Annotated in this window: 16 protein-coding genes; 9 read left to right on the top strand and 7 right to left on the bottom strand. The window is 69.1% G+C overall.

Annotated features, from left to right (window positions below; translation table 11 throughout):
* Positions 1 to 44 precede the first annotated feature (44 nt).
* The 4 genes from KF745_09140 (at position 45) to KF745_09125 (ending at position 3,808) form a co-directional block, all read left to right on the top strand.
* On the top strand, positions 45 to 236 hold the full coding sequence (locus tag KF745_09140) for a hypothetical protein (GenBank protein MBX3358582.1): 192 nt from the start codon (positions 45 to 47) through the stop codon (positions 234 to 236).
* The gene (locus KF745_09135; protein MBX3358581.1) at positions 233 to 1,255 is read left to right on the top strand and encodes a zinc transporter ZntB; all 1,023 of its coding nucleotides are present in this window, start codon (positions 233 to 235) and stop codon (positions 1,253 to 1,255) included. The genes KF745_09140 and KF745_09135 overlap by 4 nt, the downstream gene beginning before the upstream one ends.
* A 33-nt stretch (positions 1,256 to 1,288) precedes the next feature.
* Complete coding sequence (locus KF745_09130; GenBank protein ID MBX3358580.1) at positions 1,289 to 3,025, top strand: FHA domain-containing protein; 1,737 nt, start codon at positions 1,289 to 1,291, stop codon at positions 3,023 to 3,025.
* Positions 3,026 to 3,136: 111 nt separating this feature from the next.
* Positions 3,137 to 3,808: a methyltransferase domain-containing protein gene (locus KF745_09125; protein MBX3358579.1), complete on the top strand. Its 672-nt coding sequence runs from the start codon at positions 3,137 to 3,139 to the stop codon at positions 3,806 to 3,808.
* Between the two features lie 4 nt (positions 3,809 to 3,812).
* Here KF745_09125 and KF745_09120 read toward each other — a convergent pair whose 3' ends face one another.
* The 5 genes from KF745_09120 to KF745_09100 form a co-directional block, all read right to left on the bottom strand.
* Complete coding sequence (locus tag KF745_09120; GenBank protein MBX3358578.1) at positions 3,813 to 4,691, bottom strand: hypothetical protein; 879 nt, start codon at positions 4,689 to 4,691, stop codon at positions 3,813 to 3,815.
* A 79-nt stretch (positions 4,692 to 4,770) separates the two neighbouring features.
* A complete protein-coding gene (locus KF745_09115) occupies positions 4,771 to 5,388 on the bottom strand; it encodes a YceI family protein (protein ID MBX3358577.1) in 618 nt (205 codons plus the stop codon).
* 110 nt (positions 5,389 to 5,498) lie between these two features.
* Positions 5,499 to 5,867 carry a hypothetical protein gene (locus tag KF745_09110; protein ID MBX3358576.1) on the bottom strand — a complete coding sequence of 123 codons (369 nt, stop codon included), beginning with the start codon at positions 5,865 to 5,867 and terminating at the stop codon, positions 5,499 to 5,501.
* Positions 5,868 to 5,970: 103 nt separating this feature from the next.
* Positions 5,971 to 6,669, bottom strand: coding sequence for a pirin family protein (locus KF745_09105; protein ID MBX3358575.1), 699 nt, complete (start codon positions 6,667 to 6,669; stop codon positions 5,971 to 5,973).
* Positions 6,670 to 6,753: 84 nt separating this feature from the next.
* On the bottom strand, positions 6,754 to 7,266 hold the full coding sequence (locus KF745_09100; protein ID MBX3358574.1) for a MarR family transcriptional regulator: 513 nt from the start codon (positions 7,264 to 7,266) through the stop codon (positions 6,754 to 6,756).
* Between the two features lie 157 nt (positions 7,267 to 7,423).
* Between KF745_09100 and KF745_09095 the strand changes: the two genes are divergently transcribed.
* Entirely contained in the window at positions 7,424 to 8,305 is an 882-nt protein-coding gene (locus KF745_09095) for a hypothetical protein (protein ID MBX3358573.1), read from the top strand.
* On the opposite strand, the gene KF745_09090 is transcribed toward KF745_09095, so the two are convergent.
* Positions 8,277 to 9,686, bottom strand: a complete 1,410-nt coding sequence (locus KF745_09090; GenBank protein MBX3358572.1) for a hypothetical protein — start codon at positions 9,684 to 9,686, stop codon at positions 8,277 to 8,279. The two genes, KF745_09095 and KF745_09090, sit on opposite strands and share 29 nt — an antisense overlap.
* 216 nt (positions 9,687 to 9,902) lie before the next feature.
* Between KF745_09090 and KF745_09085 the strand changes: the two genes are divergently transcribed.
* The 4 genes from KF745_09085 (at position 9,903) to KF745_09070 (ending at position 12,472) form a co-directional block, all read left to right on the top strand.
* Positions 9,903 to 10,193: a hypothetical protein gene (locus KF745_09085; GenBank protein ID MBX3358571.1), complete on the top strand. Its 291-nt coding sequence runs from the start codon at positions 9,903 to 9,905 to the stop codon at positions 10,191 to 10,193.
* A 159-nt stretch (positions 10,194 to 10,352) separates the two neighbouring features.
* The gene (locus KF745_09080) at positions 10,353 to 11,414 is read left to right on the top strand and encodes a hypothetical protein (protein ID MBX3358570.1); all 1,062 of its coding nucleotides are present in this window, start codon (positions 10,353 to 10,355) and stop codon (positions 11,412 to 11,414) included.
* A gap of 62 nt (positions 11,415 to 11,476) precedes the next feature.
* Positions 11,477 to 11,968 carry a methylated-DNA--[protein]-cysteine S-methyltransferase gene (locus tag KF745_09075; GenBank protein MBX3358569.1) on the top strand — a complete coding sequence of 164 codons (492 nt, stop codon included), beginning with the start codon at positions 11,477 to 11,479 and terminating at the stop codon, positions 11,966 to 11,968.
* Positions 11,969 to 12,022: 54 nt separating this feature from the next.
* Positions 12,023 to 12,472, top strand: coding sequence for a hypothetical protein (locus KF745_09070; protein ID MBX3358568.1), 450 nt, complete (start codon positions 12,023 to 12,025; stop codon positions 12,470 to 12,472).
* A gap of 34 nt (positions 12,473 to 12,506) precedes the next feature.
* On the opposite strand, the gene sucD is transcribed toward KF745_09070, so the two are convergent.
* Positions 12,507 to 13,496 (bottom strand): succinate--CoA ligase subunit alpha, encoded by a 990-nt coding sequence (gene sucD / locus KF745_09065; protein ID MBX3358567.1) that lies wholly within the window; start codon positions 13,494 to 13,496, stop codon positions 12,507 to 12,509.
* Positions 13,497 to 13,555 lie beyond the last annotated feature (59 nt).

Here is a 13,555-nt window from a genome sequence, read left to right as displayed (position 1 = left end):
ACCGCCGGGCACGCCGCGGCGCCTCTTCCGCATACAGTCCAACCATGAGCCCAGCCCCCGCGGTCTCCGTCGAATCCGCGACGAACTCGGTGGTCGAGACGCTCCGCCGGATCCGGGACTTCCCCTTCGTCCAGATCGAGAATCGCCCCCACACGATCGGTTCGCCGGTAGTCATTGTCGCCGTGGTCGCCATCAGAAGGACGCTGCGGCATGGAAACGCGAGGGAGGCCACGTGAACGACGCCGCCCCCGCGTCCGCCGACGGTCGGATCTTCGAGATGCGCATCGGGCCCGACGGATCGTGCCGCGATGCCGACCACGCCGGGCCGCCCTCGTCTCTAGCCGACGGCGAATGGACCTGGCACCACCGCGAACTCCGCCACCCCCGGACGCACGATTGGCTCGCCGACTCCGCCGCGATCGATGAGATCGCTCTCCAGGCCTTGCTGGTCGAGGACGCCCGCCCGCGGGTGCTCCGCCGCAAGGATGGGATCGTCGTCGTCTTCCGCGGGGTCAATCTCAACGCGGGCGCCGAGCCCGAGGACATGATCTCGGTCCGCGTCTGGTGCGACTCGCGGCGGTTCATCACGCTGCGCACGCCCCACGTCCAGACCATCCACGCCATGAGGACGGAGATCGAGGCCGGCGACGGCCCCGGGAGCCCCGGCGAGGCCCTGGTCGAGCTGGCCGCGGGGCTCACCGACCGCATCGCGCCGGTGCTGGACCGGATCGACCAGGAAACGGACGACCTGGAGGAAGAGGTCTCCACCAGGCCCGTGGACGGCCTGCGCTCCCGGATCGCCGGGCTCAAGCGCCGCGTCATCGCCATCCGGCGCTACCTGGCGCCCCAGCGTGACGCCCTGCTCGCGCTTGCGGCCGAGCAGTCGGCGTGGATGACGGACCTGCAGCGGTCCCACTTCCGAGAGTCCGCCGACCGGGTCACGCGGCTGGTCGAGGACCTGGACGAACTCCGCGACCGCGAGGTCGTGATCCACGAGGAACTGGTCGGCCGCCTCGCGGAGCAGCTCAACCGCAACATGTACATGCTTTCGCTGTTTGCCGGCCTGTTCCTTCCGCTGGGGTTCATCACCGGCCTGCTGGGGGTCAACGTCGGCGGTATCCCGGGCGTGAACTCGACGTGGGGGTTCGCGGTCCTCTGCGCGGTGCTGGTCGTGATCGCCGTCGTGGCGCTGTACCTGTTCCGCCGGCTGCGCCTGCTTCCCCCGAGCATGGACGACAATCCTCGGCATCGCTGATCCCGCGCCCACATCCCCGCTACGGTACTCCGCGTGCTCGTTCTCACCGTCATCCAGGGCCCCGACAAGGGCAAGAAGTTCGAGCTTCCGCCCAACGAGCCGCAGCTCGTGGGGCGATCCTCGGAGGCGCTCCCGCTCATCGACACGACCGTGTCGCGACGGCACGCCGAGCTGACGCCCGACTCGGGCGAGTGGTTCATCCGCGACCTGCAGTCGCAGAACGGCACGTGGGTCAACGGCGTGCGGATCCGCGAGCGGACGCGGCTCAAGCCGGGCGACCAGGTCCGCACCGGCTCGACGCTGTTTGTCTTCGGCCGGGCGGGTCCGGGCGACGAGGAGCCGATCGACGTCATCCGCATCCTCCGCCCCGACGCGATGGAGTCGAACGTCGAGCGGGTCATGGCGTCCAACGAGGACTCGGTCATCCTCGCCGAGCCCGAGCCGCGATCCGCGGCGGTGCACCACCTGCGCGTCATCTACCAGCTCACGACCCTCACCAGCCAGTCGCTGGACCGCGACTCGCTGCTGACCGGCGTCATGGAGCTGGTCTTCAACGAGTTCCGGCCGGAGCGAGGGTTCATCGTTCTCGAGGACGGGATCTCGGCCCCCAATGGCCCGCGCCCCTCGGTGGTCAAGTACGCCACGCGGCCCGCGCACAAAGACGACGCGAAGATCGAGGTCTCGCGGACGATCCTGCAGCACGCGCTGCGCCGCAACGAGGGCGTCCTCTCCAGCAACGCGATGCAGGACCGGCGCTTCGCGGCGGGCGACAGCGTGCAGCGGTTCGCGATCCGCTCGGCCATCTGCTCGCCGATCCGCTTCCGCGAGCGGAACTTCGGGGTCATCTACATCGACTCCTCGATCGCCAACTACACGTTCACCCCCGAGCAGCTGGCGCTGATGAACGCGATCGGACAGCACGCCGGGCTGGCGCTCGCCAACCTGGAGCTGTTCTCGCACAACCTTCAGGCCGAGCGGCTCGCGGCCATGGGCGAGACGGTCGCCAGTCTGTCGCACTCCATCAAGAACATCTTGCAGGGGATGCGCGGCGGAGCGGACGTTGTCGAGCTGGGGTTCAAGAAGGACGACCTCAAGGTGGCCAAGGGGGGTTGGGGGATCCTGAAGCGCAACCTCGAGCGGATCATGGGGCTCACGCTCAACATGCTCACCTACTCGCGCCAGCGCCGGCCCGAGTTCGAGCTCACGAAGGTCGCCGCGCTGCTCGACGAGTGCGCGCAGCTGCTCACGGACCAGTGCGTCGCGAAGGGTGTGGCGCTCATCGTCGACGCCGACCCGGAGATCCCGCCGATCGCGCTCGACCCGCACCTGATCCACCAGGCGCTGATCAACCTCATGGGCAACGCGGTCGAGGCGGTGGAGACCAAGCGGGGCGCCGTCACGGTCCGCGCAACCTACCACCACGCCGGGAGCGCGGGGCCGCGTCCAGGCGAGGGCGCAGGGGCCGCGGGGGGCGGCGCGGGGCGGCCCGAGGTGCACATCAGTGTCATCGACAACGGGCCGGGAATCCCGGCGGAGAATCACCGCAAGATCTTCGAGCCGTTCTTTACCACCAAGGGGCTCCGCGGCACCGGGCTGGGGCTGGCGGTAACGAAGCGGATCATCGACGAGCACCACGGCCGCATCCGCGTGGAGTCCAGCGAGGGGCGGGGCGCTACGTTCACCGTCATCCTGCCGGCCGATGCGGCGATCTCGATGGATCCCTCGGCCACGGCCGCCGCGGCCCGCCGGGACCCCCATGATCCGGCCTGACCGCAACCAGGTTGCCCATGGTCCCAACAAACCAAGACCATCCGGCCCGCGGCCGCACACGGGCAAACGCCATCCGCTACGCTTAGCCCTTCCCGCCAGGAGTTCCATGAGGTGACCACGTCGACCAAGCCGCCATCGCACCACGCCGCCGCGCACCCCAAGTCCACAAAGCCGGGTGCGAAGCCCCGCGGAGGGAAGCGGCGGTTCCTGGCCGAGTTCCTCCGCCGCCCGAACGTGGTCGGCGCGATCGCCCCATCGTCCACCCGGTTGGCCAAACGCATGGTCTCGGGGCTTGATCTGAAGAATGCCTCAGCGGTCGTCGAGTTCGGGCCCGGCACGGGCGTGTTCACCCGGCAGATCCTGGACTCGATCGGCCCGCACACGCGGTTCTTCGCCGTGGAACGGCAGCCGGAACTCGCTGAGGTCGTCCGGTCGCGGTGCCCCGCGGCAAACGTGATCGTCGAGGACGCGGCGCACATCGAGAAGATCTGCAAGGCGCTGGGCGTGGGGGACGCCGCCGGTCGCGGCGGGGTGGACTACATCCTCTCCGGGCTTCCGTGGACGGTGTTCAGCGACTCGCTGCGCACGACGATCCTCGAGGCCGCGCACCGCGCGCTCAGGCCCGGCGGGCAGTTGGTGACATTCGCGTATCACCTTACCCCGCTGGTCCCCGGCGGGCGGCACTTCCGGCGCGAGGTGCGCCGGCTGTTCGCGAGGGTGGATATCTCCGAAGTCGTCTGGGCCAACGTTCCCCCCGCGTTCGTGTATCGCTGCACGCGCTAGCCCGTCAGTACTGCGGCGATTCCTGGGTGAGCAGGATGATGATCATCGCGGCGCCGATCGGCGCGGCGGCGAACGCCAGTCGCATCAGTCCGCCGCCGATTCCCTTGATCCGCCCGAGCCTGCCGAGGCAGCCGATAGCAGCACCCAGCGGGGACGCGGCGACAAGGCCCGCCAGCAGGAGGCCGTGGTCGGTCTCGGTGAAGAGCAGGCCGTGGAACAGGGACGCGGCAGTGATCATGACGGGCACCACCGCGATGCCCCCGGCGAGCGAGATGGAGGTGAGCAGCAGCGCGACCAGCGCTGCGCCGCCCATCAGCGCCGCGCAGAGCCCGGCGGACTGCGAGAGCAGCAGGCTGTGGAATCCGAGCACCAGCACCTGGTTGGCGCCGAGGGCCAGCAGCGAGACGAGCATGACCGGAACGGGGCCGCGGATCCTGCGGTCGGTCCATTCCAGGAGCCAGAGGACGACGCAGGCCGCCGCGGCGAAGGCGGCGATGAGGGCGATGCGCTGACCGATGGGCCAGGAGTCGGTCACGCCCCGGGCGCTGACGAAGCCGATCAGCGCGAGGGCGGCGATCCTGGTCGGCCACGAGGCGAGGCCCGGCGCACCGAGGGCGGATGGGAGCGCGGCGACCGCGGCCGCGATGGCGGAGATGGCGAGCCAGTCGGTGGACCGGGCCGGCGGGAGGTTCACACCGCCCAGGAGCCAGGCATGGAAGGCGATGTAGAGCACGGCAAGCCCGATCGAGGCGGCCGCGTATTGCCAGCGGGCGGCCTTGGGGGCCCGGGCTGTGGGGAGGAACAGGGCGAGGAAGAGCGCAGCGCCGGCGAGGCCGGGGGGCACGATGCCGAGGGCGATCTGCTTGAGAATCTGTGGGTCCATGGGCGCTCCGGAGGCTCAAAGAAGCGACGGCGGGGGCGGTTTGCCCCGGCCGGCGCGGTGGGTCGAGTGGGGGCGAGACCTACTTGCGGCCGCCCTCGAGGGAGACGATGAGGGAGACCTCGTCGCCGACGGCCTCGGGGAGGAAGGTCATGCCGTAGTCGGAGCGCTTGACGGTGAACTTGGATTCAACACCGGCGAGTTCGCCGCCGCGCATCCCCTTGCCGGTGCCGGTGAGGTCGACGGAGACGGTGACGGGCTTGGTCTGGCCGCGGAGGGTGAGGTCGCCGGAGACATCGAAGGAAGTATCGCCGGTCTTCTTCACGCCGGTGCTCTTGAAGGTGATGGTGGGGAACTCCTTGGCGGAGAAGAAGTCGGGGGAGCGGAGGTGCTTGTCGCGGCCCTGGTTGCCGCTGTCGATGCTCTCGGTGTTGATGGTGACGTCGATCACGCTCTTGTCGGGGTTCTCGGGGTCGAGGAGGAAGGTGCCGGAGATGTCGGTGAAGCGGCCGTAGGAGTAGGAGGTGCCGAGGTGCTTGACGCGGTAGATCGCCGTCGAATGGACGGGGTCGACGTTGAAGGCCTCAGCGGATCCGGTCGTGGCGGGGGCCGCCGGGGCGGCGGGTGAGCCGGCTCCGGCGAGCATGGCGCCGGCAGCGGCGAGCGAGAGGACGGGAACGATCAGCAGTGCCTTGTTCATGGTCTGAGGACTCCTTGCGGGATGCGGGGATGTTCGTGGAAACGGGCCCGACACCGTGCCGGACGCGGAGTGGACTGTACTGCCGGGGGCAGCGCTGGATGCACGACGCGTTACTTCTTCGAGGCGTCGTAGTAGAAGTGCTCGCTGGTGATCTTGCCGGCGTCGTTCCACCGCTGCACGGCAACCTGCATCTGGCGGACATCCTGGCCGGCGGTGTTGACGAACTCGATGATGTTCTCGACGAACGTAGTGTTGTCGCCGACGCCCAGGGCGGTGACGGTGTACCCCTTCCACTTCTTGACCTGGGCGAGGAACTGCTTCTCCCGTTCGATGTTGGCGGTGAGGCCGACGGTGGGGGCTCCGGCGTTCTCCTGCATGGAGACGTCGGGGTCGTAGAACTCGTTCATGGCCTCGAGGATCTTGCCCTGCTTGATCCACTCCTGGAGGCTCTCGACGCGGCTGCGGATGTTGGCTGCCATGGCGGTTGTCCTTGTGTATGGGGCGGGTGCCCGGTTCTTCTTATGATGCGTTGGGGGAGGCCCGCGGCGGGGGAAACCTGGCCCGATGTTCGCGAAACAGCGGTCATTTGACGTCGAAGACCAGCAGTTCGGCGTTGTTTTCGGCCACGATCCTGGCGGCGGGCTCGGCCTCGATCGCGGCGGCGTCGCCGGGGGAGAGGACCAGGCCGTTGACGGCGACCGAGCCCTTGATGAGGTGCGCCCAGGCGGCGCGGCCCGCCGCGATCGGGTGCTCGATGGTCGATCCCGCCGAGAGGAGGCCGGCGTAGACGCGGGCGTCCTGGTTGATGGTGATGGAACCGTCGGCGCCGTCGGGCGAGGCGACGAGCCGGAGGCGGTTGCGGCGCTGCTCGACGGGGAAGTGCTTCTGGCCGTAGGCGGGGGTGTGGCCGACGCGGTCGGGGAGGATCCAGATCTGAATGAGGTGGACCGGGTCGGTGGTGGAGGCGTTGAACTCGCTGTGTCGGATGCCGGTGCCGGCGGACATGTACTGGACGTCGCCGGGGCGGATGACCTCGGCGGTGCCGGTGCTGTCCTTGTGGGCGAGCTGGCCGGAGATGATGTAGGTGAGGATCTCCATGTCCTCGTGCGGGTGCTCGCCGAATCCCTGGCCCGGGGCGACGACGTCGTCGTTGATGACGCGGAGGGAGCGGAAGCCCATGTGGTCGCGGTCGACATAGCGGCCGAACGAGAAGGTGTGGTAGGTGTTGAGCCAGCCGTGGTCGAAGTGGCCGCGGTCGGCGCTCTTGCGGATCTGGATCATGATGGGTCTCCTTCAGTAGTTGTTCAAACAACTATATGCTGCGATGGCGATACGGGCGTTGGCGACGGGGGGATCAGGGGTCATTCAGGGTTCGCGGGTGGTGTCGGGCTCGCCGGCGCCGGGGGCCTGCCGGGCCATGACGAGCAGGTCGCTGAGGGTGGCGAGTTGGGAGTGGGTCATGTGGCCGAGCTGCGATTCGTGCATGGCGTGGACGGGCTTGTCGAGGCGGGCCAGGAGGTCGAGGCCCTTGCGGGTGATCCGGACGATGACGACGCGGCGGTCCTGCTCGGTGCGGCAGCGTTCGGCGAGGCCGGCGTCGGCCAGGCGGTCGACCAGGCGGGTGACATCGGGGACGGAGGCGACCATCATGGGGCCGATCTGCTGGGAGGCGATGCCGGCGGGGTGGTGGCCGCGGAGGATGCGAAGGACGTTGTAGGAGGCGGCGGAGAGGCCGAACTGCTTGAAGAGGCGGGCGAAGTCGCACGAGAGAGCCGCGGCGGTGCGGACGATGTTGAGGGCGGCCTCGTGGGCGGGCGAGTCGAAGGGGGCCCGCTTGCCGAGTTCGTGCTGGAGGGAGGTGGGGGTGGAGGGGGTCATTGTTCCGGCTCCGGACCAATAGTCGTTGCAACAACTATATCGTCCAGTTCCAGATGGTCAAGGTGATCGGCCGATTTGTGTGCATAAAACCCCGACGGGTGCCGTACCAATGATCGGGTACTCTGTGTGGCCGGGGGGCGTGCGTGGAGGATGGCGAATGTTCGAGCGAATGGCACGGTCGTGGGCGTTGACCAAGCAGAGCGCGCGGGTGCTTCGGCGGGACAAGCAGTTGCTGCTCTTCCCGATCGTTTCGTCGGTGGCGTGCCTGCTGGTGCTGGCATCGTTCGCGATCCCGGTGCTGCTGACAATCGACTTCTCCGCGGCGGGCGAGACAACGCGGCAGCAGCGGGAAGCCGCGGCGCAGAACCCGGTCTACTACCTCGGGGTGTTCCTGTTCTACTTCGCGAACTTCTTCGTGATCTCGTTCTTCAACGCGGGGCTGGTGGCGTGCGCCATCCACCGGATGAACGGCGAGGAGACGTCGTTCGGGGATGGGATGCGGGTGGCGGTGGCGCGGCTGCCGCAGATCCTTGGATGGGCGCTGGTCGCCGCGACGGTGGGGGTGGTGTTGAAGATGATCTCGGAGCGGGCGGGGTTCCTGGGGAAACTGGTGATCTCGCTGGTGGGGATGGCGTGGGCGGTGGCGACGTACTTCGTGGTGCCGGTGCTGGTGGTGGAGGGATTGGGGCCGATCGAGGCGGTGAAGCGGTCGACGGCGGTGATCCGCAAGACGTGGGGGGAATCGCTGGTGGCGAACGTGGGGCTGGGCGTGGCGGGGATGCTGGGGTACCTGATCGCACTGCTCCCGCTGGGGCTGGGAATCGCGGGGAGCGTGGCGATGAACTCGGCGGTGCCCGTCATCATCGGCGCCGCGGTGTCGCTGGTCCTGATGGTGGCGACGGGGCTGATCCTGTCGGCGCTGGGAGGGATCATCCTCGCGGCGATCTACCGCTACGCGGCGACGGGGCAGGTGTCGGCGGACTTCGATGCGGAGACGCTGCAGGCAAAGTTCAGGGCGAAGCGGGCGCGGCGGGACTAGGCGGCTGCTCGGCGGGCTCGGAATCGAGAAGTTGGGCAATGTGCGCGGCCAGGGGGCCGCTGCCCGGCAGGTCGTTCAGGAGTACCAGTTCGAGTGGGCCCTCGTGGCTCCACGTATGAGTAGGGTTGTCTTGGAGCCAGATGGTGATGGGGGCGCCAGGGGACACTGAGATCGTCTTGCGCGCGGCGCTGATGATCAGCGGCTGAAACGTCCAGTTGCCGGGCACGGTCGGGTCCGAGGTTCGCGGGCAGGCGCCGGTGATGACTCGAACCTCCCGCGGAGTGGCGACCGATGGCGGCGATTCCCCGGCGGCGAGCACGCACAATTGCTCGGGCCAGATCAGGATGGACATGCTGGGCACGCCCGGCCATTGGCGAACCTGGCTGGAGGTTGCAGCGTCCCACAGCGTCCATGCCCTGAATGCCTCCCAGTGACGCGTCAGTGTGGGCAGGGTCTTCGGCCAGTAGCCTCGGTCGTGCATCGCGGACCAGATGGCCGCCGCGGCTACGACGCCAGCCAGGGTCCAGAGCCAGATGCGGATCCACCACAAGCCCAGACCGGCGACAGCGGTCGCGACCAGCCGCCGAGGGAGGCTCGGCCACGCGGCCGGATCGAGCCCGCATTCGAAGCAGATGACCGCCGCGCCGGGGTGCGACGGAGCGGCGAGCGGGTGCCGGCAGGCCGGGCAGTGCGTGCGGACGCGCGGCGCACGACGGAATACGCGGACGACCAGCAAGACCACTCCCAATCCGGAGAGAACGCTCAGGAGCCCGAGGATGAATGCAAGCCATGGCGACGGGGCAATCGCGGAAGGATCGAGCATGGTCGCGAGGGAACGATCAAAGGAGAGGTACCAGCCGACGGCTCCGAAGAGGAGAGCGGCAAGGAAGGCGACGAGCGTTGCAGGTCTGGCGCGGCTGGGTCGGAGCCGCCGGGATGTCCAGAGACCGACCCAGGCCCCGGCGGCGCCGGCGAGGAGGGGGACGCCCAGGGTGTCCAGCTCGCCTGCGCGAGGGCGATAGATCCACACGGTCTTGGTCGGGTCGTGCGGCTGCCACATTCGCCCGCATGCGGGCTCGATGCAGACGAAATGCCGGGCGAGGTGGTCGCGGAGGTCGGCGGAAGGGAACTTCGGGCGCCTGCCGTAGCTTGAGCCGACAACCGGGGCCAGACGCTGCACGCGAGCGCCGATCCAGGATGGACTCGGCAGGGTTGTGCCCTGTTCGAGTTGCTCGGAGTTCAAGGCTGCATGCTCGACCACGCGCGCCTGAAGTGCTGCGAAGGCCATGATCGTAAGGAGCGAGATGCCCAGCGAGAGCATGACCGGGATGGGCCACCGCGGGGGCGGCCGGCGGGCGGGGCATGGAGGGTCGTGGGGCACGGGAGGGCTCGGATGACCGAAGGGCGGTCATGGCGGTATACCGGGTCGCGGATGCGGGATTGCAGGCGCAGGCGGCAAGGACGGCGCCCTATCGCTCCGCGCCGCACTCGGGGCATGCTGCCGTGCCTTCTCTTGATGTACTGTCCGTCGTCCGATGAGAGCACGGCACGAAGACTTTGGTTCACAAGTCATGAGCCGGCTCGAAATGGAGGTCCCATGGAGACGTTCCAGCGTGTGTCGTCGGGTGCTCCGTGGGAGGAGAAGGTGGGGTACTGCCGCGCGATCAAGGTCGCTGGGGCGGGCGGCGGGCTGATCGCGGTGACGGGGACGACCGGGATCGGGGAGGATGGGCGGGTGGTGTCGCCGCGGACGGCGACGAGCCCGGGGGATGGATACCTGCAGGCGCGGCGGTGCATCGAGATCATCCGAGTGGCGCTGGAGGGGCTCGGGGCGGACCAGTCGCGGGTGGTGCGGACGCGGATGTATGTCACGGATATCTCGCGGTGAGAGGAGTTTGCGCGGGCGCACCGGGAGGCGTTCGCCGCGCACCCGCCGGCAACAGCGATGGTGCAGGTGAGTGCCTTGATCGATCCGGGGATGCTGATCGAGATCGAGGCGGACGCGGTGGCGGCGGGGTAGCCTTCGGGGAGTGATCGGAGTGACCTCATGAACACAGTCGTGGCACTGCTGGCGGGTCTGATGAGCGTGGCGCAGCCCTCGTCGGCGCCGCCCGCCACGCCCTCCAAACCGGCCGCAGCGAGCCAGCCGGCGGCCCCGACGCCGGAGGAGGTTCACGAGAGCCTGGTGCGCGAGGCCCGGGCGCTGAAGCCGCTGGCGAAAACGGAGGCGGCGCGGTCGTTCCTGGACGCGGCGGGGTCGCTGCCGCGGACGCCGATGCGGGTGGTGTACCGCGACCGGGACCGGGGCGTGGCGGTGACGGAGGAGCAGTACGAGGCGATGGCGGAGGGGAAGCGCGAAGGACTGACCGCGCGGGTGTGCGATCCGCGGTTCTTCTACTACACGGCGTACGGCTCGCCCCTGATGTACGCGAGACCGCTGGATGTGGCAGCGGAACACGGATTTGTTCCGGCGGGGAATCGCGTGCTTGACTTCGGGTACGGGTCGATCGGGCACCTGCGGATGCTGGCGTCGCTGGGTGCGGATGTGACCGGGGTGGAGGTGGAGCCGGTGCTCGCGGCGTTGTACTCGGGGCCGGGGGACACGGGGGAGGTCGCCGGCGTCGGCGGGGCTCCGGCGGGGCGCTTGAGGTTGCTGCTGGGGCAGTGGCCGGCGCAGGAGGGGATTGTCGAAGCGGTGGCGGAGGGAGGCGAATACGACCTGTTCGTATCGAAGAACGTGCTGAAGCGCGGCTACATCCACCCAGCGCGCGAGGCGGACCCAAGGCGGCTGGTGCACCTTGGGGTGAGCGATGCGGAGTATCTCAAGGCGGTGCACGATGCGCTGCGGCCCGGGGGGCTGTTCCTGATCTACAACCTGTCGCCGGCCCAGGCCCCCCCGGATCAGCCCTACCTGCCGCACGCGGATGGACAGTGCCCGTTCGCGAAAGAAGAGATGGAGAAGGCGGGGTTCGAGGTGCTCGCGTACGACGTCGTGGATACGGATGCGGCGATCGACTACTGGATGGCGCTCGGCTTCAGCGAGGGCAAGACGCGCGAGGAGGTCGCTGCGGACCTGTTCGCGTGGTACACGCTGGCGCGGCGGAGGTGATCGAGATGAATGGAGCCGTGAACGAGATCGCGGTGCGTGTGTGCGAGTCGCCCATCGGCGAGATGGTGCTGGGGGCGACGGATGCGGGCGTGACGCACGCGTGGTTCGTGGACGGGCCGGTGGAGCGGGCGATCGAGGGGATCGCCGCGGGCGCTGGGGTGGCTGCTGCCGTGGAGCGGCGGGCGACGCCGATCACCGATGCGCTGGCCGGGGAACTGGAGGAGTACTTCCGCGGCGGACGCGTCGAGTTCACCGTGCCGCTGGCGGCGCGGGGGACGGCGTTTCAGCGGCGGGTGTGGGGGGAGTTGCTGCGGATTCCGCACGGGGCGACGACGACGTACGGCGCGATCGCGCGGCGGCTGGGTGATGCGGGGGCATCGAGAGCGGTGGGGGCGGCGAACGGCGCCAACCCGATCGCGGTCGTCGTCCCGTGCCACCGGGTGATCGATTCGCAGGGCGGGCTGCATGGGTACGCCGGCGGGCTGCACCGCAAGCGGTTCCTGCTGGATTTGGAAGGGTCGGGGGCGACGCTCTTTGCGCCGGCGGGGGCTTGACGGAGGGGCGGCGCGGCGGGGTATTCTGTGGCGGTGCCTCCCGGAGGGTCGACGATGCGCCCCGCGTGCATGATCGTTCTGGTGTGTGGCGTGCTGGTCGCTTCGGCAGGGTGCCAGACGTCGTCATCGAAAGAGACCGCGGCGTTGATGGCGACGCTGCCCGTAGCGGGCAGCATCGGGGTCTCTCGCCACCTGGCGCACTGGGTTCAGGTGGACGTGGACGCCGCCCCGGTCCCGGAGGCGGAGAAGGCGGACATCAGGGCCCGGGCGCAGATCCTCGCGGCGCACGCCGATTCGCTCTGTCGCTCGCTGGACATGTTCGACGAAACGGGCAGGACCAACCAGAGCATCACGGTGGAGAACCTCGTGATCCGCGCCCGCGCGCTGGACGACGAATACGAGATGGTGCGGCGCGAATGGTGCACCTGGCAGGTGAGCCGGGGCTTGAAGAAGCCCGAAGAGGTGTTCGAGTACGCGGATGTGCGGGAGCTGATTCGGCAGTGAATCGCCGCCGCCGTCCGCCGCGGCCATGCCGCGATCAGGCGAGCTTCATGGCCTTCATCATGGCGTCGCCCATTTCCGCGGGGCTCATGGCGACGGTGACGCCCGCGGCCTCGAGGGCCTTGATCTTCCCCTCCGCGGTGCCCTGGCCGCCGCTCTCGATGATGGCGCCGGCGTGGCCCATGCGGCGGCCGGGGGGCGCGGTGCGGCCCGCGATGAAGGCGGCGACGGGCTTCTTGACGTGGGCGCGGATGTACTCCGCCGCGGCCTCCTCGTCGCTGCCGCCGATCTCGCCGATCATGAGGATGCCGTGCGTGTCGGGGTCCGCCTCGAAGAGCTTGAGGCAATCGATGTGGTTGACGCCGCGGACCGGATCGCCGCCGATGCCGACGCAGGTGGACTGCCCCAGGCCCAGGCGGCTGGTCTGCCAGACGGCCTCGTAGGTGAGGGTGCCCGAGCGAGAGACGATGCCGACGGCCTTGCCGGACTTGCTCTCCGAGATGTGGGTATGGATGTAGCCGGGCATGATGCCGATCTTGCAGCCACCGCCGGACTTGGTCGCGGAGGTGTACGGATCCGCGGGGGATTCCCCGGAGCCGGTCTTCTTGCCCGGTGTGATGATGCCGGGGCAGTTGGGGCCGATGAGAATGGTCTGCTCGCCGGCGGGGGCCGTGATGTTCATCTCATCGAGGATCGAGCGGACGCGGATCATGTCCTGCACCGGGACCCCCTCGGTGATGCAGCAGACCAGCGTGAGGTCCGCCGCGGCGGCCTCGAGGATGGCATCGCCCGCGAAGGCCGGGGGGACGAAGATCATGGTGGCGGTGGCGCCGGTGGCCTTCACGGCCTGCTCGACGGTATCGAAGATGGGGAGGCCGTTGGGGTCCTTGGTGCCCCCCTTGCCGGGGGTGACGCCGCCGACCAGGCGGGTGCCGTAGTGCAGGCAGCCCCTGGTGTGTTGGGCGCCGAAGGAACCGGTGATGCCCTGACAGATGACGCGGGTGTCGGCGTTGACGAGGATGGCCATAGGGCCCAAGGGTACGGACGTCGGGGCGGCGGGTACAGCAGGCTGGGGCGGCGGAGTGG

Source organism: Phycisphaeraceae bacterium (genome assembly GCA_019636655.1).
Classification (GTDB): domain Bacteria; phylum Planctomycetota; class Phycisphaerae; order Phycisphaerales; family UBA1924; genus JAHBXB01.
The sequence above is the reverse complement of the archived record's forward strand: the minus strand, read 5'-3'. Positions and strand labels throughout refer to the sequence as shown.

What these genes read in the sequence shown, in the direction of transcription:
- KF745_09120 (MBX3358578.1), bottom strand. Translation starts at nt 4,691, where the DNA reads ATGGACCCACAGATTCTCAAGCAGATCGCCCTCGGCATCGTGCCCCCC.
- KF745_09075 (MBX3358569.1), top strand. Translation starts at nt 11,477, where the DNA reads ATGGTGCTGGGGGCGACGGATGCGGGCGTGACGCACGCGTGGTTCGTG.
- KF745_09085 (MBX3358571.1), top strand. Translation starts at nt 9,903, where the DNA reads ATGGAGACGTTCCAGCGTGTGTCGTCGGGTGCTCCGTGGGAGGAGAAG.
- sucD (MBX3358567.1), bottom strand. Translation starts at nt 13,496, where the DNA reads ATGGCCATCCTCGTCAACGCCGACACCCGCGTCATCTGTCAGGGCATC.
- KF745_09115 (MBX3358577.1), bottom strand. Translation starts at nt 5,388, where the DNA reads ATGAACAAGGCACTGCTGATCGTTCCCGTCCTCTCGCTCGCCGCTGCC.
- KF745_09095 (MBX3358573.1), top strand. Translation starts at nt 7,424, where the DNA reads ATGTTCGAGCGAATGGCACGGTCGTGGGCGTTGACCAAGCAGAGCGCG.
- KF745_09100 (MBX3358574.1), bottom strand. Translation starts at nt 7,266, where the DNA reads ATGACCCCCTCCACCCCCACCTCCCTCCAGCACGAACTCGGCAAGCGG.
- KF745_09080 (MBX3358570.1), top strand. Translation starts at nt 10,353, where the DNA reads ATGAACACAGTCGTGGCACTGCTGGCGGGTCTGATGAGCGTGGCGCAG.
- KF745_09070 (MBX3358568.1), top strand. Translation starts at nt 12,023, where the DNA reads ATGCGCCCCGCGTGCATGATCGTTCTGGTGTGTGGCGTGCTGGTCGCT.
- KF745_09140 (MBX3358582.1), top strand. Translation starts at nt 45, where the DNA reads ATGAGCCCAGCCCCCGCGGTCTCCGTCGAATCCGCGACGAACTCGGTG.
- KF745_09105 (MBX3358575.1), bottom strand. Translation starts at nt 6,669, where the DNA reads ATGATCCAGATCCGCAAGAGCGCCGACCGCGGCCACTTCGACCACGGC.
- KF745_09110 (MBX3358576.1), bottom strand. Translation starts at nt 5,867, where the DNA reads ATGGCAGCCAACATCCGCAGCCGCGTCGAGAGCCTCCAGGAGTGGATC.